The sequence below is a fragment of the Paenibacillus sp. 79R4 genome, from assembly GCF_013393165.1.
Classification (GTDB): domain Bacteria; phylum Bacillota; class Bacilli; order Paenibacillales; family Paenibacillaceae; genus Fontibacillus.
In genome coordinates, this window is sequence record NZ_QJOT01000002.1 from 252272 (window position 1) to 277146 (window position 24875).

Annotated in this window: 19 protein-coding genes; 17 read left to right on the forward strand and 2 right to left on the reverse strand. The window is 48.6% G+C overall.

Annotated features, from left to right (window positions below; translation table 11 throughout):
• Window positions 1-140: 140 nt before the first annotated feature.
• The 3 genes from melA to DMN77_RS03155 all read left to right on the forward strand — a co-directional run bounded on the left by melA (window position 141) and on the right by DMN77_RS03155 (window position 4129).
• Window positions 141-1439, forward strand: coding sequence for an alpha-glucosidase/alpha-galactosidase (gene melA, locus DMN77_RS03145; protein WP_068780908.1), 1299 nt, complete (start codon window positions 141-143; stop codon window positions 1437-1439).
• 415 nt (window positions 1440-1854) lie between these two features.
• Window positions 1855-3318 (forward strand): stalk domain-containing protein, encoded by a 1464-nt coding sequence (locus DMN77_RS03150; RefSeq protein ID WP_179013464.1) that lies wholly within the window; start codon window positions 1855-1857, stop codon window positions 3316-3318.
• Window positions 3319-3697: 379 nt separating this feature from the next.
• Window positions 3698-4129 carry a hypothetical protein gene (locus tag DMN77_RS03155; RefSeq protein ID WP_218652833.1) on the forward strand — a complete coding sequence of 144 codons (432 nt, stop codon included), beginning with the start codon at window positions 3698-3700 and terminating at the stop codon, window positions 4127-4129.
• 404 nt (window positions 4130-4533) lie between these two features.
• On the opposite strand, the gene DMN77_RS03160 is transcribed toward DMN77_RS03155, so the two are convergent.
• Window positions 4534-5631 carry a WD40 repeat domain-containing protein gene (locus tag DMN77_RS03160; protein ID WP_179013467.1) on the reverse strand — a complete coding sequence of 366 codons (1098 nt, stop codon included), beginning with the start codon at window positions 5629-5631 and terminating at the stop codon, window positions 4534-4536.
• Between the two features lie 323 nt (window positions 5632-5954).
• Between DMN77_RS03160 and DMN77_RS03165 the strand changes: the two genes are divergently transcribed.
• From DMN77_RS03165 to DMN77_RS03200, 9 genes are all read left to right on the forward strand, one after another.
• The gene (locus DMN77_RS03165) at window positions 5955-6914 is read left to right on the forward strand and encodes an AAA family ATPase (RefSeq protein WP_179013469.1); all 960 of its coding nucleotides are present in this window, start codon (window positions 5955-5957) and stop codon (window positions 6912-6914) included.
• Window positions 6915-6955: 41 nt separating this feature from the next.
• Window positions 6956-7600 (forward strand): RNA ligase family protein, encoded by a 645-nt coding sequence (locus DMN77_RS03170; RefSeq protein ID WP_179013471.1) that lies wholly within the window; start codon window positions 6956-6958, stop codon window positions 7598-7600.
• A 1253-nt stretch (window positions 7601-8853) separates the two neighbouring features.
• Window positions 8854-9915 carry a suppressor of fused domain protein gene (locus DMN77_RS03175; protein WP_179013472.1) on the forward strand — a complete coding sequence of 354 codons (1062 nt, stop codon included), beginning with the start codon at window positions 8854-8856 and terminating at the stop codon, window positions 9913-9915.
• A 65-nt stretch (window positions 9916-9980) separates the two neighbouring features.
• Window positions 9981-11660 carry a DUF6138 family protein gene (locus DMN77_RS03180; RefSeq protein WP_179013474.1) on the forward strand — a complete coding sequence of 560 codons (1680 nt, stop codon included), beginning with the start codon at window positions 9981-9983 and terminating at the stop codon, window positions 11658-11660.
• Between the two features lie 110 nt (window positions 11661-11770).
• Window positions 11771-12439 (forward strand): DUF2625 family protein, encoded by a 669-nt coding sequence (locus DMN77_RS03185; protein WP_068780916.1) that lies wholly within the window; start codon window positions 11771-11773, stop codon window positions 12437-12439.
• A gap of 43 nt (window positions 12440-12482) precedes the next feature.
• Entirely contained in the window at window positions 12483-13217 is a 735-nt protein-coding gene (locus DMN77_RS23730; RefSeq protein ID WP_256872212.1) for a hypothetical protein, read from the forward strand.
• Complete coding sequence (locus DMN77_RS23735) at window positions 13195-13776, forward strand: YwqG family protein (protein WP_256872213.1); 582 nt, start codon at window positions 13195-13197, stop codon at window positions 13774-13776. Before DMN77_RS23730 ends, DMN77_RS23735 begins: the two co-directional genes overlap by 23 nt.
• Before the next feature lie 60 nt (window positions 13777-13836).
• Window positions 13837-14634: a hypothetical protein gene (locus tag DMN77_RS03195; RefSeq protein ID WP_179013475.1), complete on the forward strand. Its 798-nt coding sequence runs from the start codon at window positions 13837-13839 to the stop codon at window positions 14632-14634.
• 46 nt (window positions 14635-14680) lie between these two features.
• On the forward strand, window positions 14681-15559 hold the full coding sequence (locus DMN77_RS03200; RefSeq protein WP_179013477.1) for a metallophosphoesterase family protein: 879 nt from the start codon (window positions 14681-14683) through the stop codon (window positions 15557-15559).
• 115 nt (window positions 15560-15674) lie between these two features.
• Here DMN77_RS03200 and DMN77_RS03205 read toward each other — a convergent pair whose 3' ends face one another.
• Window positions 15675-16406 (reverse strand): MORN repeat-containing protein, encoded by a 732-nt coding sequence (locus tag DMN77_RS03205; RefSeq protein WP_068780920.1) that lies wholly within the window; start codon window positions 16404-16406, stop codon window positions 15675-15677.
• A gap of 558 nt (window positions 16407-16964) precedes the next feature.
• Here DMN77_RS03205 and DMN77_RS03210 point away from each other — a divergent pair.
• From DMN77_RS03210 to DMN77_RS03230, 5 genes are all read left to right on the forward strand, one after another.
• Window positions 16965-17381 (forward strand): hypothetical protein, encoded by a 417-nt coding sequence (locus DMN77_RS03210; RefSeq protein WP_179013478.1) that lies wholly within the window; start codon window positions 16965-16967, stop codon window positions 17379-17381.
• 12 nt (window positions 17382-17393) lie between these two features.
• A complete protein-coding gene (locus tag DMN77_RS03215) occupies window positions 17394-22391 on the forward strand; it encodes a DUF4132 domain-containing protein (protein WP_179013480.1) in 4998 nt (1665 codons plus the stop codon).
• Between the two features lie 99 nt (window positions 22392-22490).
• Entirely contained in the window at window positions 22491-22634 is a 144-nt protein-coding gene (locus tag DMN77_RS03220; RefSeq protein WP_179013481.1) for a hypothetical protein, read from the forward strand.
• A gap of 88 nt (window positions 22635-22722) precedes the next feature.
• Window positions 22723-22977, forward strand: coding sequence for a hypothetical protein (locus DMN77_RS03225; RefSeq protein ID WP_179013483.1), 255 nt, complete (start codon window positions 22723-22725; stop codon window positions 22975-22977).
• 493 nt (window positions 22978-23470) lie between these two features.
• Entirely contained in the window at window positions 23471-24676 is a 1206-nt protein-coding gene (locus DMN77_RS03230; protein ID WP_179013484.1) for an MFS transporter, read from the forward strand.
• Window positions 24677-24875: the final 199 nt, after the last annotated feature.

Here is a 24875-nt window from a genome sequence, read left to right on the forward strand (position 1 = left end):
TAACAGGTAAAACAAAGGTTTAACGCTAAAAATGTTGTATACATATTGGATTATGACATGTGAATCATGGGTTGCTCCATGTTCCTTGCCCCTGTCTGCGCTTATACTCGAGATAGATTATGACATGGAGGCGATGATCAATGTCCAAAATAACTTTTCTAGGTGCAGGCAGTACGGTGTTTGTAAAAAATGTGCTAGGTGATGTCATGCTGACGGAAGCTCTGCAAGGCTATGAACTGGCTTTGTATGACATAGATGAGGAGCGTTTAAGCGATTCCGAGAGATTGCTGAATAGCATGAGACAGACCCTTGGAAGCAATTGCACAGTCAAGGCGTACCATGATCGGAAGGAAGCTCTTAAGGGCGCTAAATTTGTTATTAATGCCATTCAGGTTGGCGGCTATGATCCTTGTACGATTACGGATTTTGAAATTCCGAAGAAGTACGGTTTGCGTCAGACAATCGCGGATACTTTAGGAATCGGGGGGATATTCCGCAATTTGCGAACGATCCCGGTGATGCTGGATTTTGCGCGGGATATGCAGGAGGTATGCCCTGATGCGTTGTTCCTGAACTATACGAATCCGATGGCGGCACTTACGAATGTAATGAATACCGTTGGCGGAATCCGCACTGTAGGGCTGTGTCACAGCGTGCAGGTCTGTGTACCCGGATTGCTTGAATCATTAGGCATGGACCATGAAGGGGTTCAGTCGAAAATCGCGGGAATTAATCATATGGCTTGGCTGCTTGAAGTCACGAAGGACGGGGTAGACTTGTATCCTGAGATTAAGCGCCGGGCGGCGGAGAAGCAGAAGGAGAAGCATCATGACATGGTACGCTTCGAGCTGATGCTGCGCTTTGGCTATTATGTAACAGAGTCGTCCGAGCATAATGCCGAGTACCATCCTTACTTCATCAAGCGCAACTATCCGGAGCTGATCGAACGCTTCAACATTCCGCTTGACGAGTATCCGCGCCGCTGTGTTGAACAGATCAAGGGCTGGAAGGAGATGCGCGAGAAGCTGTTCGCCAGCGAGAGCATCGAGCATGTGCGAACTCATGAGTATGCTTCTTACATTATGGAAGCGATTGAGACGAACAAGCCGTTCAAGATCGGCGGCAATGTGATGAACACCGGGTTAATTACGAACCTTCCGTCCGAAGCCTGCGTGGAAGTGCCATGTCTGGTGGATGCCTCCGGAATCACCCCAACCTATGTAGGCGCGCTGCCGCCGCAGTTGGCTGCCCTGAACAGAACAAATATCAACACGCAGCTGTTGACTATTGAAGCCGCCGTCACCGGACGCAAGGAGCATATTTACCATGCCGCCATGCTTGATCCGCATACCTCTGCCGAGCTGTCGATCGATGATATCGTCTCGCTCTGTGACGACCTGATTGAAGCGCATGGCAGCTGGTTGCCGGCATTTAAATAATTGATTCGTCTGCTTATTTAGGAGAGACGGTCCCCCGTTTTAGACGATGGGGGCTGTCTTTTTTATATGGATATTTTTCATCTAAACTTTAAGCCTTTATCCGGGATATAAATTCATATCTTTAATAGAAACTACCATCAAAACTTAAAGTCTTTATCTAAACTTGAACTGTAAAAATGCCGAATTTTTCGTGCCAAACCATCTGTTCATAGGAGACTTTACAATCGGTAGTTTTTTCTAGCTTTTGAGCTGATAGCGTTGAAGAATAACTGCATTTTCGCAGGAATTTATGCTCTGCGGTGTCTACGGTTACAAGATGGGGTAAATTGCTGCATCTTGCAGGCTTTTTAGCTCCTGACATCCAATATATGGTATTATGGCTTGGTAACATATTCGATCGATTGGGGGAAGTGGGATGAAGCGAAGGGATCTCCTCGGAAAATGGTGCATTATAGCTTGCCTGGCCATCGGCGGCTTATGGGCGGGCGGTTATGAAGTTAAGGCGGCTTCGGCCCAGGTCGTTAGCGCCGCAGGCGGAGATGCATATGGAATTGCGGCCTGGAGCGACGGCACGGTTACCGGTTGGGGATACAATAAATTCGGCCAGGTCGGGGATGGTACGGGCATTCATCAATACATACCTAAGAAGATAGCCGGATTAGAGCACGTTACCCAGGTTGCTGCAGCGATGAATACGTCATTTGCTGTGACGGCTGCAGGAGAGGTCTGGGCCTGGGGACAGCAATATTCGGGATATGTAAATGATGATCCTTTGCTTCCTGCTCAGAAGAGAGAGCTTCCGGTCAGGCTCAAAGGCTTGAGCAACGTGAAATCCATCAGCACGAACGGATTTGCAGGCATTGCCGTGCATGAGGACGGTACGGCGACATTGTGGCATATTTTTTATGATGAGGATTCCAACAAGCAGGTCAAATATATACCGCTTCAAGGGATTGCAGGGGCCAAAACGGTGGTGATTATGGACTTTTCGGCATTGATTCTTGATCAGGAGGGCAAGGCCAGCTCATTAAGCACCTATAACAATGTTTACGGAAGATATCGGGCGGGGAAGGAGCTGAAGGCGCCGCAGCCGCTCAAAACGGAGATATCCCGCATTGCCGTATCAGGACGCAACGCCTTCCTGCTTTGTAAGGACGGAACGGTTCTGCGCTGGAACGAGGACATTCAGAAATTAACAGCCGTCAGCGGTTTAAAAGGAATTTCCGACATCGGGACAGGTTATAACCGGCTTTATGCACTAAAGCAGGACGGTGCGGTATGGCAATGGGACTATAATTCTGGCAGCAAGGCCAAGCCATTTCAGGTCAAAGGTTTGACGGGCATCTCGGCAATATGGGGAACGACGGGGCAGACCGGCATTGCCTTAGATGAAAAAGGGGAGCTCCTGGCCTGGGCTAATGGCTATAACGCCGGGCTTGCCTCCGGCAGTGGCTCGGAGTATAACGGCTCGGAGGTGCTGATAACTCCCGTACAGCAAGCTTTGTCTTGGAAAGTGAACGGTGAGGACATCAGTTTTTATGCTACCTCAGGCGTAGTGGATCATCAATTATACGTTCCCTACACCAGTGTGTTTGAAGCAATGGGTGTAACCATTACCCGTAAAGAAGTAAAGGCGGAAGATCCGAAGGCTGTCCCGCGTTCTTATACAGAATGGAGCTTCAATTCCGGGAGCCGGACGGTATCTATAAACAAAGGCAAGCCAGGCGAGGTATACATCAATGGCAAAAAATCGGTGGCTCCAGCCAACATCATTTTCATGTCCAACTCGACCTTGTTCCCGCTTGAGATAATTTGTGAAGGTTTGGGCATCGATTTAAAATGGAACAAAGCGACCGGCGAGGTTGTGATTCAATCATAATAGAGCGGGTAATTGCAAAATGACTCGAGCATATTGGTGTTGCTCGCTGCCCGCTGATTTGACCATCCGGTAATTGAAGTTATGACGGTGCTTTTATTAGATCGTCGGGCTATGGGGCTATTGGCTTGTGGAAGTGTCAGCAAAGCAGGCTAGGCTTCGAGCCGATTTGCACATAAATACTGGACCACACAACAAAAATCGGGGCAGTCTCCAAGGTTGATTTTTCGATCTTGAAACGGAGACGCTCCTGTTTTGTTTTCTTATCAGGACGGTAGTGTTTTCCCCTTGAAGAGAGTTTGTCGTTATATGTTTTTTAAATGCTGAATGGAAATAATAATAAAATCAATTTCGAGCAAACTAGGTACTGGAGGTGTTTAAGATGAATGGAAATGTAGAGTTGTTAAATTATATTCACCAAAATGCTGAGATGGGGAAAAATACAATTGGTCAGTTAATTGGTATTTCTGAAGAAGAGGAATATAAAAAATTGCTTCAAACCCTGCTTCAAGAATATAAATCGATTTATGATCGTACAGATAAAAAATTAAAAGAAGTAAATAAGGTAGCAAAAAATATCAATTCTTTCTCGAAAGCATCTACTTATATCATGATTAATTTGAAGACTTTGACCAATAAGACCCCTTCTCATATTTCCGAGATGCTGATTCAGGGGAGTACGATGGGGATTATTGATTTAACGAAGAAGCTGAAAGAATATGCTGATGCGGACCAGGAGATCCTGGCTCTGGCCAATCAACTGCTTAAGCTGGAACAAAATAATGTGGAAGAATGCAAAAAGTTTCTTCAATAAGATTCACTGTTGAAAATAAAGCCTTTAAAAGATTCTGTTTCCTGGAAAATGGGCGAATTCTTTAAAGTTGCCGAGGTCTTACACCAGGTCAAACGGCATCTTTTTTCTATTCTCAAGGCACCTGGCGGACATAATTGACCGTTAGCGCTGATCGATGAGTGCATTGCCTGTGCAACGGACAACAAGGTTCATTACAAGGGAAAATGACCGTTGGAAGCCTCTAACGGTCAAAAATGTCCCTAAGTGGAGCAAGGTCGCTGCTTGTTGAGTCTAACAGTCAAAGCTATTCATAAGAAAGGCGAGGCCGCTATTTCTTGCATCTAACGGTCAAAAGTTTCCGTAAGATAGGGGGCTTTGCCATGCTCTTTACAAATCATTTTTGATCGGCTTGTTAGACAAGCTAGTTAAATAGCATATAAACTTATGCAGCCATAATCGGAATATAGCGCCAGGTAATCTTTCGTAAAGACCAAATTGCAGTTCTTCACGACATGCTCGGGCCTGAACTCGAGTATTCGCTGCCAGGACTCTGTATGATAGAGTTCAACTGTTCCAAAGCTGAATAGGGCCAATAAGGGCTTGGAAGGATGTACGGCGAAGCTCCGAACATGCTCGGTTTTCCATTCTGATCGCCTGGTTAGAGTATTCATATCATAGCATGCAAGCTCCCATGAGCCGTATTGTTCTTGAGTAAATAAGTAGCGGTCATCGGCTGAAAAGTCCATAGCTGCGGTCATAGCACTGATATCTTTGGCTATCGAATGCGTAGAGCTTGTCTCCATATCGCAAATGATAATTTCATCAGAATGGGTACAGTAGGCCATTAAGCGTCCATTTCCCGATAAGGCGGCGCATAGCTGAGGGCTGTGACCATTAACGATTTCTGGTGTTGCCTCCCTCTGATAAAGACGTTCCTGTGTCAGCAGGTCTGTCACCACTAAATAAGTTCCATCGTACCAAAGCCCATGGTTTCCGGCTAGGGATAGCGTGCTATGATGATATGTAAACGAAGTGCAGCTGCGAACGCTCCCATCCGCGGAGATTCCTGAAATCTGATGACTGTCGTTGATCAGAAGCTCTCCCGCCTCCGGACAATAAAACATATCATAAATCAAATGATTGCCTGCCAACTCCCAAGTGAGCTGTTTTTGCCCCTGCTCATCCAGAAGATAGATTTCTTCCTTTTCAAATTGGCCGACCACATATCCAGCATAAAACTGGTTGGTGCCGGAGACCGCGGCCAGCGGCATGAATCCGGTGTAACCGGCACCGATATAGAGTTGAAACAATGGTGTACCCGGCGCTGCCTTGTCATTCCTATAGATGAAGCCTTTTTTTAGCTTGTTCCACATTTCTTTTTTCGCATATTTTGCCGCTGCTTCGAGGTCATCAAACATCTTCTCCCGAGGCTTGCCCCCGTTATTGGACATCACTACACGATTCCCGTCCCAATCGATTTTCCAGGTTTTGTCGCTATTAGAATCTTGAAATAATCTGCTCATAGATAGCTGATCCCCTTTTCATTATAGATCCGTCAAATTATACCATGAAAGTAGGACCAAACAGCCCATAAACAGGAAAATTCAGGTGAAAAGGCCGAGCCCGATGCGTCGCTGGTCCTGTGTGCTTCTCAAAATGCTTCCTTTATACTGAAATAAGACTGCCGGAAAGGAGGGGAAGTTGGGTGCAGACAAGGCAAAGATAGCTACCTTGCGGGAGTTAAGGCTCAGCAACCTGATGTAATGCCACATCCACGCAACGTCCACCCGCTCACCTGCGTATAACATGAAGTAGGCAGCGATGTCATGAGAGGAGGTGAAAAGCGATGAGTGTAATTCATATGCTGGTCGGCATTCCGGGCAGCGGGAAAAGCCATTACGCCAAGCAATTATGCAAGCGGGAGCAAGCCGTGTTGGTAGCAACCGATTCCATTCGGGAAAGATTGTTCGGCAGCGAGTCGAAGCAGAAAAATACGTATTTGGTTTTTGAGCAGGCCTTTGCAGAGATAGGAGAGGCGCTTGGGACGGGCAGAAATGTGGTCTTTGATGCTACAAATGTCAGCAGGGATCGGCGGCTCAAGTTTTTAAAACATTTCAAAGACTTCCCGGTTCAGTGTCACGTATTTGATACTCCTTATGCGATAGCAAAGGAACGAATCGAGGGAAGAAAGCGACGAATCAGTGATACGGTGCTTACCAAGTTTGCCAAAAACTTTGAATTCCCTGTTCGAGGCGAAGGGTTTCAAGCTTTACAGCTGGTGCATGCTGCGGCAGAAATCGGTCTCGGTCGGTCCAGACTAGAGCAGCTGTTGGAGGAGCGGGCGGGGCATGATGAACTGTTTGCTTATTTGGCAAGTTCGCCGCATTTCCGCGTCATGCTGGGATATGATCAGGAGAATCCGTATCATTCCAAGACCTTATCCGAGCATACCTATGCTGTCCTGGATTATATCAATGTCTTCTATGAAGGCGACAGCTTGCTGGCGATGCAGCTGGCAGCTTTATTCCACGATGCGGGTAAACCGTTTTGCAAAGTATGGAAAGAGATGCGCGGGTACTACTCCTATTTCGGGCACGAGCATGTGTCTGCCATGATTGCTTGCCATGCGCTGAAGGAGCTCGGCTATGAGGAGAATTTTATTCTGCATGTCGTGGATATAGTCAGCTTCCATATGGAGATTTTGCACGGCGGTGATGCCGGTGCGTCTCGAATTTATCATTTACTTGGCGAGGATCGGCTGGCGGAGCTGTATTTTTTTGCTGAGGCGGATTCCTTTGCTAAATGAGGATGCCGTAGCATTCTAAATAGAAAAGAGGTGTTTGATCCATGAAAATCAAATATCCAAAAACGATGCACCTGCCATGGTCGCGCGGGTATACCGATGACGATAAGATTTTGCGACATACCGATCATTTTGCAGGGCAAGAAGTTGTTATTACCGAAAAAATGGACGGTGAAAATACAACCATGTACCCGGATCTCATTCATGCCAGATCGCTGGACAGTAAGGACCACCCGTCCCGGCATTACGTCAAAACGCTGCACGGCGGCATCAAATATTCGATTCCGGAAGGATATCGATTATGCGGTGAGAATGTGTATGCGAAGCATTCCCTGTACTATACGGCATTGCCAAGTTATTTCATGCTGTTCTCCGTATGGAATGAGCGCAATATTTGCCTGTCCTGGGATGAGACGGTGGATTGGGCGGCACGGCTCCATTTATCGACAGTTCCTGTGCTATATCGGGGAATCTGGAGCGAGGAAGCGGCCAAAGCGTGTTATACGACACAGTCTCGCTGCGGCGGAGAGCAGGAAGGATACGTTGTCAGGCTGGCATCCGCCTTTGTGTATGAGGATTTCAAACGGTCCGTAGCCAAATTCGTCCGCAAAAACCATGTTCAAACCGATGAACATTGGTTAAGCAAACCGATTGAACCGAACCTGCTTGCCGAGATAGCGGCGGAGTAGAAAGAAGGCATACGGAGTGGCTCCAGGTCAGCGAAGCGGCGACACTAAGTAGGCTTGGAAAATAAGCCTTAATAAACATTTTAGAAAAGAAAGCGGTGTTGATCATGTAATTCCGAGTAGAAGTACCTTAAACAGAAGTTCTAACGAAACTGGATATCGCTATTGAGGCCGAATAGAGAGTGCGAAAGTTTTAACGAAACAGGGTATCGTTATTGCACGAAAATGAGGGCGTAGAGCTCGCTTTTACCGTAAATAACGTTCAGCAGTTTCGTTAGACTGGAATTGGGCTTGTAAATGAGGCAATAGCGTTCTGTAGTTTCGTTAGAAAAACCAGGAAGTTCTAACGAAACTGGATATCGCTATTGAGGCCGAATAGGGAGTGCGAAAGTTTTAACGAAACAGGGTATCGTTATTGCACGAAAATAAGGGCGTAGAGCTCGCTTTTACCGTAAATAATGTTCAGCAGTTTCATTAGACTGGAATTGGGCTTGTAAATGCGGCAATAGCGTTCTGTAGTTTCGTTAGAAAAACCAGGAAGTTCTAACGAAACTGGATATCGCTATTGAGGCCGAATAGAGAGTGCGAAAGTTTTAACGAAACAGGGTATCGTTATTGCACGAAAATAAGGGCGTAAAGCTCGCTTTTACCGTAAATAACGTTCAGCAGTTTCATTAGACTGGAATTGGGCTTGTAAATGCGGCAATAGCGTTCTGTAGTTTCGTTAGAAAAACCAGGAAGTTCTAACGAAACTGGATATCGCTATTGAGGCCGAATAGAGAGTGCGAAAGTTTTAACGAAACAGGGTATCGCTATTGGACGAAAATGAGGGCGTAAAGCTCGCTTTTATCGAAAATAACGTTCATCAGTTTCGTTAGACTGGAATTGGGCTTGTAAATGCGGCAATAGCGTTCTGTAGTTTCGTTAGAAAAACCAATGCGTCCGAAAAGGAGGTGGTCATTTGGTGCACAGGAGTTTCGCTTTATCAAACTTTTCCCATTCACCTGTTGGATGCTTCGTCTGACCGGCTTTTATAAGGAAAGTACCTGTTGGGTGCTTCGTCCGATCGACAGTCATTTTATATGGGAAGTGGAAGTGGAAGTGGCCCGTTGGACATCTTGTAGCCGTGAATCAGCACTTGGGTGAAGCCGGAATTCTTGTGGCCTGGAAGCCTGAAAATAGCCAAGCAAGCATGCGAAAATTACCGTAAATGATGGAGGAAGCTCCGCAATTATATATACATAGGAGGCAAAGGGATGAGTGAAGAAGTAAATGCACCCGGCTGGGATGCGATTGATCAGGAAGTAGGCAAAATCTATGGGCAGCAGGAACCGAAGCATTTCGGGACGCTGGTTCCTTATTCACTTGGAGGCGAGGATCCGCTTGATGGTATTAGCGCCTACAAAAGCGAGACGCCGGTGCCTCATTGGCATTTTGTTACGTACGGATTCTCGGAACTGTATGAAAAGGAATTGGACAATGCAGAGTATAGCGGCTACGGGTTTGAACTTACGTTCCGGCTGGTGCGGAATGAAGACGAGGAAGAGCCTCCAGCATGGGCGCTCAATTTGCTGCAAAATATGGGAAGATACGTGTTCGGCAGCGGCAATGTATTCCGCTCCGGTGATTATTTGGATGCCAATGGCCCGATCTGCCTCGGCGCAGACACGAAGCTCACTGCGCTCGCTTTTACACTCGACCCGGAACTGCCGGCGATCGAGACCCCGAACGGTCAAATGGAATTTATTCAAATGGTCGGCATTACAGCCGATGAGCTTGAGGCCATGCAGACTTGGAATACTTTAGGCGTGCTGAAAGCAGGCTTGGAGCAGATCCCAGGCTATGTTACAGATTTAGCGCGTGATTCTCTTTTAGAGGTTCCGGCGATTGCCGAGGCAGCTGAACAGGGGATGGAGAAGGAAGGCTCGAATACTGGCTTTTTGTTCGTGGATCAGCTGGGCTGGGAGCCCGGGAAGAAAGGATGGTTCAACAAGCAGCCGGATCATGTGAAGCTTGGAGCGAAGCAGGCCGGAATCATTGGCAAACTGCTGCGCGGCCGGATATTAAAGCAAAGAAGTCTTACCCTTGTTAGTCAAGAAATCCGCGTTGTATTTGAGCCCGGAGAAAGCGCAGCGTTTCGTATGGAGGATAAGGAAGTCAGTATCCGTTTGAATCAGAAAGCTGCCGCCGAGCTTAGCCAAAGGCTGGTACCTTTGGAAAGCGAGTTTGTACTGCCTTCCTTGCCAGGGCTGGCGTTCCAAATCGTCAAGACTCATATTAAAGATCAAGAGGGCCATGTCGTCGAGACGATCGGCTAACATAACCAGGGTGAGGCAGAGGATGAAGTTGAACCTATACGTAGGTCTATAAGGGGAGAGTTTGTTTGAATCAATATGTCAAAGCTTTTCTTGACGATGTATGGAGTCAGATTAACCCGGTCTATGAGCGGGAAAGCAAAAGAATTCAGGAACTGAAAAATCGTAGCCGGCTTCAGGCTGGGGTAAACGATTATTTTAAAGTTTCATGGAAGAGCGGACAACAAAACGGCGGCGGATATGGAACGATATATATCGATTTATACGAGCCCTTTGATTGGAGCGATAGCTCTTATACGGTGAAAGCTGGTTCTTATATCGAAGGTTTGATGGAAATGAATGCTGAAGCGCTGTTGGAGGAACTTTATTGCGCATTGCGTGGTCAAGTGGAGGAGGTTTTTCAATCCGATCGATACGGCAGCCGATTTTTCGACTACCGACTGGAGCTGATTCTGGAATTGGAGCCGGAATCTGCCGCCGCCCTGCGCCGCCAAGAGGTGCTAATCAATCAGCATAAACTCCAAGCGCTGAAGCAGGAGCTGGCTGTGTTCATCCAATCCAGGGTATTGGCGGAGCTGCCCGTGCGGCCGGACAAAGATGATGAATTTTTCTTTGCGCGCCATTTGCTGAATCCGCATTTTTTTGCCCAGAAGTCTGACATTATAGATCCGCTAATTCAACGTCTGAATGATAAGCATCGTACGAACCGCAGTCGTCTGGAGCAGTGGTGCTATCAATATACATCGGCCTTTAAAGGTTGGGCGGAAGAACAGTTTTTGCAACCGTATTTTGACCGCAGCGGGGATTTCGGGCAAGCCTGGCTGATAAAAGAGGGGGCCATGACCAGCCCGCCGAAGGCTGATGTAATGGAGTTTTTCCTCTATGCGGCGCTGCAGATAGGCTATAAAGAGCCGGACACTCGCAAGGCATATCTTGAGCTTGCCAAGCAGCTTGGATCGGAACAGGCAGCGAATTATTTGCAGCAGGGCAGCGGGCGGTATGAAAGCATGCGGCAGGGCAGCTTGTTCCAAGGCAAAGCGAATGATATTTTGCAGACGATCGATCTTCGAATCCTCTCTGAAGAGGAGGCCGCTTACCGCGAAGCGCTGGATTATGTGATTTCGCTGTTGGAGCAAGGTTTTCCTAAAGGTTATAAGCTTACGTTGCGAAGCAAAGCCAAAAACGTTCTACCGGTCAAAAAGCTGGTGAAATCGCAGCAGCATCGTTTTTTTGCCAATTGCCTCCTGTATCCAGGCTTGTTTCCGCGTATAGCGGAATATGCAGAAGCTGCTATGGAGGAATTCGCCTGGTACGGAGATGTCGAGCCTGGCGAGAAGTCGGCAATGCCGGGAACTTATGCGGTATTTGGACTGGGATTGTACAGCGATGCCTATTACCCGCTCGTGCAGCGGTATATGGAGCTGGTGGATACGGAGCATCAATCGGTTCAGGATGGATATGCGGAGGCTTTTGTGGAAGCACATGGGCTTTCCGTGAAGTTAATGCCGGTCTTGATATCCATCCTATTGGGAGGCAATGAGTCGGCAGGGGGGGTCAAAAATATCGTCATCGACAGTCCGGAACTGGCGGTCGCACTGGTGCATGAGCTGGCAGCAAAGCAGGACTATCAGCGTGAATACGTGCTTTATCGGATTTTTGGCAGCCGCAGCAAGCTTGCGCAGCGTGTGAGGAAGGAAGAATCGCCACTCAAGGACGAGCTGGAGGAGCTGCTGGCTTGGATGAGGTAAGTAAGCTGGAAACGTCCGACCGAAGGAATCTGGAACAAGGCGGAATTAGCTGAACTGAATTTAGACGAACTTCGTACAGCATGCAAATCAGTCAATCAACGGGAGGAGATATGGATAATACACCCGCTAGACCTATAACCATCGAAGAACTTATAGATACCGCGAATGATTCCTGGGCCGAGCTTAGTGAAATGCTAAAAAACAGCACAAATGCCTGCAGGATTATACCAGCGGAGCTAGATGCGGCTAAGGAGACTTTATACGCTTTGCAAGTGAGCACCCGATCCTATTTAGGCAGTGTTGCCTATCGGACCGGAGGGATTTTGTTTGACGAAGGCTGGATCACTCTGCTAGGCGCAGGCGGAGCGGAAATATGCGGCAGCTTGGCTTCTTGGAATGGACTTCATAAGAATGATCCAGAGTTTGCTCCCTTGGAGGGAATGCTGGTTGTAGCCTATGATGCGGCTGGCGGTTTTTTTGCCTTGAATACAGGACGATATGAAGATGCTGGACGCATCTATTATTTTGCACCGGATACGCTGGAATGGGAGTCGACCGAGCTGGCTTATTCCGGATTTATGGCTTGGCTGGGCAGCGGAGATTTGGAGCAGTTCTACCAGACCTTCCGCTGGAAAGGCTGGCAGGAGCAAGTCAGGCAGCTTGAGGCTGATCAGGTGCTGAGTTATTATCCACCGCTATGGTCGGCAGAGGGGGATGGAGAGAGCAGCAGCAAACGTGCGATCCCGGTCAAGGAAGCATGGCTCGCAGCCGTGAAATAATGAATTTGCCCAGGTTACCAACCAGGAGGAGGGAGGAGAAGGTATGACAGAAAAGGTTCCCTGCCAAAGCGAAGGCTGCACGGCAATGATATTGCCAACAACGGCCGCTAAAACGGGAGGATACTGCATGCCCTGCCACCAGGAGCAAGAGCGGAGGAAGCGGGAAGCTTATATTCTACAGCATCGTAAGACGGTGAATTTGTATGAAGGGCTAAATGATCCGGTGGAAATTTTGAAAATCATCCACAGCCCCCGGCAATATGATCCGTTGATTAAATACACTGCATACCCTCGCAGCAAAGAGCAGGTTTACGCATCGCTATCCCCCGTTGAAGCGCAAAGCATGGCTGTTTATGCCTTGAACTTATTAGGATCAGGAGATGAAGATACGAGCCGTGATATTTTATCCTCCCTTATGTGCTTCCGTGATGAATCGATTGCCGATGGCTTGCCGCTTCTCTTGGAACATGAGGTATACTATCCGGGAATTTTGTATAGAGACGCTGGACCCGAGGTTCGGGACCGGCTCTTCGATCAGGTAGAATGGGATGACGAAAATAGAAATTATATTTTGCTTGCCTTAGCCTGGATTGGGGACGAGCAGGTCGTTCGCCGCTTTCATGAATGGCGGATGAAGCCTCCGCAGTGGGCAGAGCAATTGCACGTTGTTCCGGAATTGTACGCCCGGGAAGCGGGCTGGAAGCTGTCGGATTCTGGGCAACGCCGCGATCTGTTTCAAGGGAGCAGCTATGCTGTTGAAAAGGGAAGACCCGCGTGATCTCTCAGTTCAACAGATGTCCTCCGGATTTTTAAAATATGCCGCTGCCGATTGTCCATGGTGCGGCGGAAAATTAACTAGACTGGTCGATGTGGACACTTCCCATACGGCACTAGCCAAATTGAATCTGCCTTGGGAGAGGCTGCAGGTGGATACCTGTGTGATTTGTGGATGTTATGGCATTATTTATATGGAGCTGGATGGAGGCGGTACGCCAAGCTGGAGTGCATATAACCGGAAGCCAGCTTACTTGCCTGACATCAAATCGGAAGAATACAGCGGGGAGTATTTGCAGGTCGGTCCGCAACTGACGTTATCCGACATTCCTCGTTCCGCTTGCTACGCTGCGATATGGGAGTTGGATTCCCATTCCAAATTCGGCGGATATCCGGGTTGGGTACAAGATGCCGAGTATCCGGATTGTCCCTGCTGCGGCCGGAGCATGCTGTTTATCGGACAGCTGGATTGGTCGGATTTGGAGGATTACGGTGAAGGAATTTATTATATGTTTTTTTGTCCCAAGGACCGGATTACGGCGACAACGTATCAGCAAAGCTGAATCGGATCTATATGCGAAATATAGGCGAAACGGTGTGAAGGAAGGGGATATTTATTATCTATGGATCGGAAAGCGAAAAAAATCCTATTTGAAACCTTCTGGCAATCCGGAGGTTGGAGAAGAGGGGGATATACCTGCACGGAGGAAGATTTTCTGTATGCCAAGAGCCGCGGGCTTATGTTCGACCCCTTGAACCGGTCCCACGATGAATGTGTGCAAAGGCTGCGGCAGCTGCATGAAGAAATTCTCACCAAAGAGGCTGTTGTTGAGGCTTTTTTACATAGTTTGTCTACTCGAAAAGTCTATTTGCGAAGCGCTTTGTCCAGCTGGGCGCTTACCCGTGATTTGCCCGTTCATACTTATGCGGAGCGGCCAGCAGAACAACGGTCGTACAGTGCTTGCGGGGATTGCAACGCCCATAAGCTGATGTCCGATGAAGCATATGTCAACGAGGATCTGAATGTTCTGAATTTCGAACGGGTAAAATGGGGCGGCGTCCGCTTGAACTGGCTGGCATACTGCCTGCTGGACCTTGAATGCCTTAGCAGGGAAGAGCCGTTCACCGTCAGTGAAGCGGATGTGGAAATCTTAAAGCGGATGCTTGAAGCCATTGCCTCTTGTGCAGACAAGGATGCCGCCCGGCAGCTGGAGAAACGCTGGAAGGATATTTTTCCGGCGAATAAATATGAACGTGATGTAATTATGGAGATTTGGGGATATGCGGGCCTGCTGGAATCGAAGAATGATTCCCGTAAAGAGCGCGGGCGGGGGACCGATTATATGTCGATGGCCACCTGGAGAGGGGAAGACGGATATTCACATGAAAAAGTAGAGTTCTACTTCGGCCGCTATCTGTGACAGGGTATCTGTAACAGGGCTTAGTAAGCTTAGCAGGAGGCATCCGATGAAGAAACAGAGCAAGAGATCGCTGCAAATCGTAGACATCGCTAAGGAACCTTTGGAGAAAATCCCTTATATTACTGCAGCTACCCAAGGGGCAGGAATATCTTACGAATGGCTGCCCATTTATTGGGGCGAGATGCTCGGAATGCCAGAAGAACTGGATGCGGTGGTTATCGCTTCTGATTTGCAAGGAATTGCCGGGCATGGGTGCGGAGAGACCCAGGAAGCAGATCATGTGGGAGGATCGGCGAGAGGGGGGCAAAAGCTGCTGGGCGAAGAGCTGGCGGATACGCTGGCGCTTTTGCTGCAAATCCATTTGCCGGACTTGAACCCGGACAAGATGATGGTGTGCTTATGCGGAGATCTCTTTACGGATCCAGCCCAAAGGGGGGCCAGCGGCGATCCGCTTCCTGTATGGCGGGCTTTTCGTAAATACTTCGGGTTCGTAACAGGCGTTGCGGGGAATCATGATCTTTTGACGCAGGAGGGGATAGATGAATTATCCGCTGCGGCAGGAGTGCATTTTTTCTCTGAGGCAGGAATGATCACATATGGAGAGCTGTCTATAGCAGGGTTGGGCGGAATCATTGGCAGAGCGGATAAACCTAACCGCATGGCGGAAGCAAGTTATCTGGAAAGCTTGCGCCGGCTTGTCAGGCGGAGGCCTGATATTCTACTGCTTCATGAAAGTCCGGAGATCGGGGCGCAAGGACTGCCGGGCAACCCGGTTATTTACCAAGAGCTGCGAGGAGCTTCTGTCCCACTCGTATGCTGTGGACATATTCATTGGGAAGAAGCGCTGGCTGAACTAGCAGATGGTCCGCAGCTTTTAAATGTGGATGGGCGTGCATATATCTTTACAGCAGCGGCGCTGGATTAGAAAGATAGCCTTATTTGGCTTCCATTCACTGTTAGTGCAACATAGTGGTATCCGAAGCTATAGAAGAAGCTGCGCTTGATTGCGCAGCTTCTTTACTGTAGATCTGGTTATATTGCTAGTTCAGCGGCACTTGTTTGGACAAACGTTCGAATTCATCCATGTGAGGGTTCAGCTTTTTCTGGATTCCCTGTAAGTACTTTAACGCCTTGTCTAATTTACGCTGTTCGGATTTAGTGTCCGCTGGAAAGCTGGAATATAGTTGATTGACCGAACCGTTGCGGTATTTAATGCTGAATAGTGTGCCTTTTTGCAAGGCTTCTTTTAGTCCGGAATTTGTACCGAGGATTTCCAGCTTCTCATTTCCATTTTTGTAGGTAAAGCTATAATCCGGGTCTGCCTGAGCGTGAATCACATCATAACCGCTTTGAAGCACTCCGTTTTTAAATGTACCCGCCTGGATTTCATTCCATATGACCTCGCCGTCTTCCTGGGTCACTTTGTGAGTCAAAGTTCCCTTGCCTTCCATTTTATCCTGCTTCCAAGTTCCGTTATAGACAAGTTTATGCTTCTCGCCGTCCTGCGTATATTCATTGATATATTTACCGCTGCCTTCGCGCTTGCCATTCACAAAATCACCCGAGTATTGCTTGCTGCCTCCCCAATGAATTGTACCGCGTCCGTTAGGTGCCCCGTTTGTGACTTCCCCATAGTATTGGGTTTGCTCCGAAATTTGAATTAATTCTTTTGTAGCGGCAGCATGTGCTATGGAAGAAGCGGGAACGAGCGACATGGTGGACAAAGCTGTGCAAAGAGCGGCGGACAGAGATAAGGCAATCATTTTTTTCATCGTTATACTTCCTTTCGAGTATGTAAGATATGCAGTTTGAGCAAAGAGGGAATCGCCCGCAAAGAAGAAATAAGCGTGATTTCCAGGAAACTCGTTATTTTAACGTATTACTATTCAAGAAAGTTTCTGAAAATATACGATTTGACGCTCCCAGGCAGAGAGTTTGCGGATAGAGAGTTTGCACTAGAAACCCGCACATGGTGTTAAAGGATACATTCTTACTGGAAATTACGTATTTTCTCGAAAATCTCCCTTGGCTTTAAAAAAAGAAAAATAGTTAATTACGATTATTTGTGACAACAGTTGCAATTGAAGGTTAGGTAAATCCAACTAATCGGACTGGGCCCAAAGGAGCGTTTAAGGTTCCCATGAATGATAGAAATTGATTACAGAACTTGCCAAGCTTTATACTATTTTTGAATTAATAACATCATGTTTTTTTTATAGGAATAAGGGTGTCATGAATTATCGTGCATATGAATTTTTTTGATACATATGGTTCCAGGTAGGGAATCGGATCGTGTGTCAGCAGGATATGTAAGCGAGGGGGAAATGCAGATGAAGCTGATCGTATCGGTGAAAAAGCCGGGCAAACGCAAGGAGCTTGCAGCCCAAGAGCTTGAATTGCCTGGCATTCCACAAACCCTCCGAGAATTGATTGCCGGGGTTGTGGAAGGTGGGGTACAGGCGTTTAAGGAACGACAGTTCGAGAAAAATGTAATTCCCTACATAACAGAGGCGCAGATTGGGGAAAGCGCAGAACAGGGCAAGGTCGGTTTCGGAACGGTTTATGATGACAGGCAGGCTGATCCAGAGCAAGCGGTGGGTGCAGCTTTGACGGCTTTTGCAGATGGCTTGTATCGGGTGTTTATCAATGAGACGGAAATCGTGGATTTGGATGCTCCGCTTGTGACCCGAGAAGGGGATCGAATCGTATTTATGCGCTTTACGATGCTGGCGGGAGGACTATGGTGAACATGGAGGGATATGATGATGGAACTGACTCAGGAAGAACAATATTGGACTGCTATCGAAGCTAGGGTCAAAGAGGCCGAAGCAGGCGGGGATCAGAGGGTTCGGGATTTATACAAGCTCATTCGCCAGCCCTATATTAATTCCGATAGCGATGAATACAAAGCACTGTACAAGGAATTGTCCAGACTCTGCGGCACGCGGCCAGATCGCTTTTATGCTCCGCTTGAGCAAACGATGCTTGCTCTGGCTGGCGAGAAGACGGTGGAAATGGTAAGGTACATAACCCGGCATGCAGCTGAGTTTCCGTATGCCAACGGGTATTACCGAAGACCGTTCAGAACGCAGCGGCCAGAAGTTCACTTGAACATGATTCTGGGCAAAATCAAGGAACTCTTCGCTGCTGAATCTTTGCAGTTTTCGCTACGTGATTATCTGACTAAACCGGATTATACCATCGAGCGGATCTATTGGATTCATCGGGTAATTCCGGATTTGCTGGCTTATGAGCTGGATCATGGGGATGGCTGGGTCGAGGCGGCGCTGAGAGAGATCATTTATGGCGATAACCAGACGGCCCTTCTTAAGCCCGAGATGATCAAGGGGATTCTGATGAGTCACCGTGAGGATGTCTACACGATGGTTGGCGAGCTGCTTGTTGCGGCGCGGCTGCAGGAAGGACTTCGCCAATCGATTGCCGAGCAGATGGATGCGGGTACGCTGCAGGCGAATTTGTATTTGTTGAAAGTGATTCTGGATCACGACTTGTACCGGTTCAGCTCGATTGTGCGTGCGCTTGGGACCTGGACTGGCATGGGGCTGGATGCGGCGAATCAACGTGTGGCCGGCCAACTGTTACAGCAGGCATACACCGTGCTTACCGATGAGAAGCAGCGTCAAGAATGGCTTGCTTCCGTGAGTGCCAATCAGGTATACATGAGCCTCTGGGCTTCAGCGGTTCATGAGGAAGAGGCACTTCCAGAACAGATTAGGTATCTGATGGAGAACGGTGAGCACTACCAGAAGGTAGTCGCCCAATATGTACTGGCAAACAGTCAGAACACAGCGGTGAAGTTTGAAATCGCCCGGAACAGTCTGAATGAGAATGATGATCCTGAACTGCTGTATTGGATATTGCAGAACTATAGCTACGATTATGAATATGAATGGCAGGTTGGGGAAAGCCAGGAACGTGTGCTGAAGCTTAAACGAACGCCTGTGTTGGAAGACAAGTCAACAAGAAGTCAAGAATACGAGCGATTCAAAGCGATTCTTAAAGCGGTTCCGGTGAAGGAGAAATCAGGCGTATCGCCCGTGCTTGATTTTACGGAATTCCGCTATTCCTCTGACCTGGTATTGCGCAAATTGTTATATTTGACCGCTTATGATATGGACGTGGAGTGGATCGCAGAACTGATCGACATGTCGGTGCAAATGAGCCCCGATCTGCGAGGCGATTTGATCAATTACTTTACGGCTGATCCGAGTTCCGGGAAGCAGCGCGCTTTTATTTTTGCTGCCCTCTCCGATAAGAGCATGACGAACCGCGAGCATGCGCTGCGCCAGGTGAAGAAGCTGACGCTGCAAGAGAGTGAACTGAAGCTGGTTGAAGACTTGCTCAAGCTAAAGACCGGCTCACTGCGGCAGAATGCTATCGATATCCTTTTGCATCAGCCTGGGGAATTACTGTCTCTAAGCCTGGAACGGCTGTTGTCTGCCAAAGGTGAGCTACAGCGTCTTGCCGGACTCGAGCTGTTAACGGAACTCAAAGATGATCCGGATCGCGCGGAGCAATATGAGCAGCTGAAGCCGTCAGCGGATCGCATTGCGAGCCCGACGCCAAAGGAAAGACAGCTTCTTGATAAATTGAAGCAGGATAGCGGCTTCAGCGCCGAGATCGGCTTTGGCCTTTACGATCCGCGGCAGACGGAGCCATGGCTTCTGGAGCAGCGGGACGTATCCGGGGCAGGCATGAAGCAAATATTGATGATCTCGACAGAACGCGCCGGCAAGTTCCTGCAGGGATTGGATGAACTGGTGCATGAATATCGCGATACCGAATATGAGGTTGAATATTATAGCGGACACAAAGAAGCAAAGCTTATCGGAGCCGAGTTAAGGCCTCTATCGTATAAGTATCGTATGGAGGCGTTGGAATACGATCGCTTCGAGGCAGAAAGTGAACTCCAGTTGTACCCGCTGGCCGAGAAGTGGCAGCAATATTATGAAGAGAGCGGTTTAAGTTCTCAGGAGCTGCTGGGACTTCACTTCGCACTGCAGATGAAAAATCTGAAGTATACTTTGGATTCTTTTTATAGCCATTTTGCCGATGTTTATGATTACGACCTAATGAGGAAAACCAAGCTGTTAGAGGGAGGACGACGGCAATTCCTGGAGCAGCTTATTCCGTTGGAGAGCATTTTGGAAGTATTGGAAATAACGGATGGTCTGCGTTACAGTCAGCAGGTGATGACGCTGGTGCCTGCCTGTTTTGCCGACAGCAAGAGAAGCGACACCTATGATTTGGTGGAAGCCGCTCTGATCAAAGCGATGACGAGCGATGTGACGCAGCTGGAGAAGCGGGATCAATCGGTATGGTTAATTGCGGCAGAACCTTTATTTTCAATTTTACAAAGTCGTGTTCATGATCTGCAATCATTCCGCTCTTTCTTCCGTACGGCGGTTCAATATGATCTGCGGAGAGCGGATAAAGATGAGCAGCATCGTTATTCGGTTCTTCATGTAAACCAATATTTCAGGGCATTTTTACTGGGACTGATTGGGGAGAACGAATTGTGCAAGGAATTGCTGGGCCGGGACGCGCGCAGTCACATGCGTGAGCTGACCTCGCCCCGGGATACACTGGTGAATCGACATGAACCGCTGATCGAACTGCGTGAACGGATCGTATCACGGTTGCTTGATATCGAACTTGCCCGTGGTGATTTAACAACCGATGCCACCACGTATACGATGTCCTTTGAGCGGATTTATGGTATGGCGCCGTTGATCCGTATACTGACGAGTTTGCGCGGTGAGACCTTTGTCCGCGGCTATATTTATGGTTACGGTAACCAGATCACGAAGAAGGAGTCGCTTAGCCATCTTCTTAAGGTTTGTTACCCGCGTGATGGAGAAGATGAAGGGAAGCTGGGGCAGCTGCTCCAGGGGACGGGAATTACGGAGAAGCTCCTGCTGGAAGCCGCGATGTACGCTCCGCAATGGATTGAAATTGTAGCCAGGTATTTAGGCTGGGAGGGGCTCCGCAGTACGGCTTGGTATTTCCATGCTCACATCAACGAGAGCTTCTCAGCGGAAAAAGAGACGATCGTTGCCCATTATTCGCCGATTACGCCGCAGGAATTTAACGATGGAGCTTTTGATGTCCATTGGTTTAACGAAGCATACCGCACTATAGGGGAAGAGCGCTTCCGTCAGTTATATGATTGCGCAAAGTACATTTCTGCCGGCTCTAACCATCGTCGTTCGCAATTGTTTGCCGATGCAGTGCTCGGGCAATTGCGGCTCGATGACATGAAGAGATCTGTCGTGGATAAGCGGAACAAGGAGCATTTGCTTGCGTACAGCTTAATTCCGTTTACTTCTAATCCGGAGCAGGATCTGCGCGAGAGATATCATTTTATTCAGGAGTTCTTGAAGCAAAGCAGGGGATTTGGGGCACAGCGGCGAGCGAGCGAAGGTACAGTTGGGCAGATTGCGCTCGGCAACCTGGCACGCAGCGCAGGGTACACCGATGTGATTCGATTGACCTGGGATATGGAAGCGCGCATGCTGGAGCAATTGGCAAGTCTGTTTGAGCCATATGCTTTGGATGCAGATACCCATGTACGCCTGACCGTAGACGAAGAAGGCAAGGCCGAGTTAGAAGTGACCGGCAAAGGCAAATTGCTAAAATCTGTACCGGCAAGATTCAAGAAGAACGGTTATATCGAGCAGCTCAAGCAAGCCAAGACAGAGTTGACGGATCAGTATCGCCGTGCAAAACGGGAGCTGGAGCGCTCCATGGCTGAGCAAAGCGGCTTCCGCGCCAGTGAGCTGGCGGCTTTGACCGCGAGTCCGGTGCTGCGTCCACTGGTAGCCGCCTTGGTATTCAAAGCAGATCAACAGCTTGGATATTTCACGGCAGCAGAGGACGGCACCTTGCGGCTGGTTGAGCCGAGCGGCCACGCCTGGGTGCTGGCCGACAAGGATCAGCTGACGATTGCCCACCCGCTCGATCTCTATGAGAGCGGCGCGTGGAGTGCGTATCAGCGCGACTTGTTCACCCGCGGCATCCGCCAGCCGTTCAAGCAGGTGTTCCGCGAGCTGTATCTCGTGAACGAGGATGAACGAGCTGGTAAGACCGGGTCGCAACGTTATGCCGGACACCAGGTGCAGCCAAGCAAGACGGTGGTATTGCTGCGCGGACGCGGCTGGACGGTCAGCTATGAATCGGGCCTGCAAAAGGTACATTACCGGGAGAACATTATCGCGACGGTTTATGCCATGGCGGATTGGTTCTCACCTGCGGACACGGAGGCGCCAACGCTGGAGGCGGTGGAGTTCTTCGACCGGAAAACGTACGAACATATTCCAATAGTCCAGGTCCCGCCGATCTTGTTCTCGGAGACGATGCGGGACATCGACCTTGTCGTTAGCACGGCCCATGTCGGAGGTGTCGATCCGGAAGCGAGCCTGACGACGATCGAGCTGCGGAAGGTGATCGTGGAGGAATCCTTGCGTCTGCTCAAGCTGAATCAGGTGAAACTGGATGGCAGCTTTGCCCGGATCGAAGGGAAGCTTGGGGAATACGCTGTGCATCTTGGCAGCGGCATAGCTTACAAGCAAGGCACCGGGGCGCTGAATATTATCCCGGTACATTCCCAGCATCGCGGACGTCTCTTCCTGCCGTTTATGGATGAGGATCCGAGAACGGCCGAAGTCCTGTCCAAGGTAGTACTGCTGGCCGAAGACAACAAAATCAAAGATCCGCAAATTTTGATGCAGCTATAAGGGGGAGCGGCCAGGCTGGTGGCCTGTATCCGATGGCAGCCTGGCTTGGGGGGCTGCCTGGTGGAGGGTTAACTGACGGCGTGTCTGGTGGCTAGCACCATGTCCAGCCCGTTTGGAGCTCTACTCGGTGGCGTGCCCGGTGTCAAGCTTGTTGGTTTACCCGATGTCTACCTAATGGTCTGCCGAGGGATATATCTGACGGCCAGCTTAATGGCCTACCTAACGGTCTGCCTGGTGGGTTAGTCCAATGGCCAGTCTGGTGCCCCACTGGCTGGCATACTTGGTGTCCTACTGGCTAGCGTACTTGGTGCCCCACTGGCTGGCATACTTGGTGCCCCACTGGCTGGCGTACTTGGTGTCCTACTGGCTGGCATACTTGGTGTCCTACTGGCTGGCGTACTTGGTGTCCTACTGGCTGGCGTACTTGGTGCCCCACTGGCTGGCATACTTGGTGTCCTACTTGTTGGAGTATCCGATGGGTCAGCTTGATGGTCTCCCTATGGTCTCCCTATGGTCTCCCTATGGTCAGCCGATGTCCTACCCATTTGCTAGCCCGATGGCGGGCTCCACTCCTAGCGGTATGTAACGCTAACGAAACTGTGACACGCTATTTAGGCAAAATGAAGGCCTTTTTAAATCTAACGAAACACCATATCGCTATTTGAGCAAAATTCGGGTTTATCCCCGCTTTTTTCACAGAATAGCGATACCCAGTTTCGTTAGATTTTTTTGCGCCCTGTTTTGGACCAAATAACGATCTGTAGTTTCGTTAGCGAAATCATCTTCGCTATTGACATCCCCTATTTTATTTTGCTACTATGTAACACGAAATAATTTTCCTTTAATACGGTCCAGAGAGGCTGAAAAGGGGTACTTGATGTTATAAGCTTAATAATATCTATGTATTTACATGCCCTTTTGTCCTCTGTGCCAGAAGGGCTTTTTATTATGTTTTTGGTCTGACTCTTTTAAAGGAAGTCCCGTGAGGCTTCAAAAGAGAATGGAAAAGATTGATGCAATCCATTCCCTCAAACACCTAAAAGAGGCTTTTATCAACAAGAAATTGGAGGAGCGTCAAAATGGATTATCGTAAGAAAACTGTGGTAGCTTCAGTGGCTGGCTTAACGTTAGAAGGGATGGACATTATGTTTATTTCCTTCGCGATGACAATGATTATTTCAGAGTTCAACATTGATCTCGCAACGGGTGGACTGATTTCATCCATAACGAATATTGGTATGCTGTTAGGCGGTATTATTTTTGGAGTTTTAGCTGATAAGTATGGTCGGGTAAAAGTGTTTACGTACACCGTCTTGTTGTTCGCAATAGGGACAGCGCTAACTGGACTCGCAACGAATATTGAACAAGTTTATATTTATAGATTTGTCGCAGGTCTTGGCGCAGGAGGCGAATACGGAATAGGCATGGCTCTTGTTGCCGAGGCCTGGCCGAAGAATAAGCAAGGAAGAGCTTCTTCATATGTTAGTGTAGGGGCTCAGTACGGAGTTATTTTAGCAGCATTGCTTAGTGCAGTGATTCTACCGACATTAGGGTGGAGAGCTTTGTTCTTCGTGGGTGTGTTACCTGTCATTTTCGCATTCATTGTACGTAAGAATCTTGAGGAGTCACCGGAATGGCTGGCAGCTCAGAAAAATAAAAAAGAGGCCAATAAAGGGAAGTTAGCGGGACTTTTTGCAACGTCGAGAACATCGATGACGACCATTTCATTGATTATTATGGCTACTGTACAAATTGCCGGTTACAATGGCTTAATGATCTGGCTGCCATCGATGTTGCAGAAATCTCAAGGTTTATCCGTTTCAAGCTCCGCTTTATGGACGATTAGTACGGCGGTTGGCATGATTATTGGGATGCTTGCGTTTGGACGGTTTATGGATCGATTTGGTGCCAAGCGTGCTTTTGGTATATTTTTGCTTGCATCCGCATGCGCTGTGTTCTTGTACTCTTACGCAACGGGAAGTATTTCTATTTTGCTCGGCGGCGCGATCGTCGGCTTCTTCTCGAATGGCATGTTTGCCGGGTACGGGGCTTTAATTGGTGATTTTTATCCTGTGCAAATTCGGAGTACAGCGACAAATACGATTTTTAACTTCGGTAGGGCTATAGGAGGGTTTTCGCCAATCTTTGTGGGTTATATCCTTCAAAGCTATGATATGACGGTCGTAATGATCTATTTAGCTGCCTTATACTGTATTTCCTTCATTGTGATGTTAACTTTAAAAAAAGGCTCAAAACAGGCTCTGCAATCGGTTGAAGTGGAGTAGGGGGAGGGAGGGGCATTTTACCAGCCATTCTGGCAGCACGCTTAATGTTGTGTTTAAAGGACTGGTTGGGTGCTTGCGCAGGGGCCGAAGCATATAGACTGCTCGTCGCATTCACCGCATCACCTGCATGCCCAGACTCCAATCTGTCACAAGGGCCGGAGTTATGCGCTGCTGATTAAAGAAAATGCTTCTTGTTGCA

What these genes read in the sequence shown, in the direction of transcription:
- melA (WP_068780908.1), top strand. Translation starts at nt 141, where the DNA reads ATGTCCAAAATAACTTTTCTAGGTGCAGGCAGTACGGTGTTTGTAAAA.
- DMN77_RS03150 (WP_179013464.1), top strand. Translation starts at nt 1,855, where the DNA reads ATGAAGCGAAGGGATCTCCTCGGAAAATGGTGCATTATAGCTTGCCTG.
- DMN77_RS03155 (WP_218652833.1), top strand. Translation starts at nt 3,698, where the DNA reads ATGAATGGAAATGTAGAGTTGTTAAATTATATTCACCAAAATGCTGAG.
- DMN77_RS03160 (WP_179013467.1), bottom strand. Translation starts at nt 5,631, where the DNA reads ATGAGCAGATTATTTCAAGATTCTAATAGCGACAAAACCTGGAAAATC.
- DMN77_RS03165 (WP_179013469.1), top strand. Translation starts at nt 5,955, where the DNA reads ATGAGTGTAATTCATATGCTGGTCGGCATTCCGGGCAGCGGGAAAAGC.
- DMN77_RS03170 (WP_179013471.1), top strand. Translation starts at nt 6,956, where the DNA reads ATGAAAATCAAATATCCAAAAACGATGCACCTGCCATGGTCGCGCGGG.
- DMN77_RS03175 (WP_179013472.1), top strand. Translation starts at nt 8,854, where the DNA reads ATGAGTGAAGAAGTAAATGCACCCGGCTGGGATGCGATTGATCAGGAA.
- DMN77_RS03185 (WP_068780916.1), top strand. Translation starts at nt 11,771, where the DNA reads ATGGATAATACACCCGCTAGACCTATAACCATCGAAGAACTTATAGAT.
- DMN77_RS23730 (WP_256872212.1), top strand. Translation starts at nt 12,483, where the DNA reads ATGACAGAAAAGGTTCCCTGCCAAAGCGAAGGCTGCACGGCAATGATA.
- DMN77_RS03195 (WP_179013475.1), top strand. Translation starts at nt 13,837, where the DNA reads ATGGATCGGAAAGCGAAAAAAATCCTATTTGAAACCTTCTGGCAATCC.
- DMN77_RS03200 (WP_179013477.1), top strand. Translation starts at nt 14,681, where the DNA reads ATGAAGAAACAGAGCAAGAGATCGCTGCAAATCGTAGACATCGCTAAG.
- DMN77_RS03205 (WP_068780920.1), bottom strand. Translation starts at nt 16,406, where the DNA reads ATGAAAAAAATGATTGCCTTATCTCTGTCCGCCGCTCTTTGCACAGCT.
- DMN77_RS03210 (WP_179013478.1), top strand. Translation starts at nt 16,965, where the DNA reads ATGAAGCTGATCGTATCGGTGAAAAAGCCGGGCAAACGCAAGGAGCTT.
- DMN77_RS03215 (WP_179013480.1), top strand. Translation starts at nt 17,394, where the DNA reads ATGATGATGGAACTGACTCAGGAAGAACAATATTGGACTGCTATCGAA.
- DMN77_RS03220 (WP_179013481.1), top strand. Translation starts at nt 22,491, where the DNA reads ATGTCCAGCCCGTTTGGAGCTCTACTCGGTGGCGTGCCCGGTGTCAAG.
- DMN77_RS03230 (WP_179013484.1), top strand. Translation starts at nt 23,471, where the DNA reads ATGGATTATCGTAAGAAAACTGTGGTAGCTTCAGTGGCTGGCTTAACG.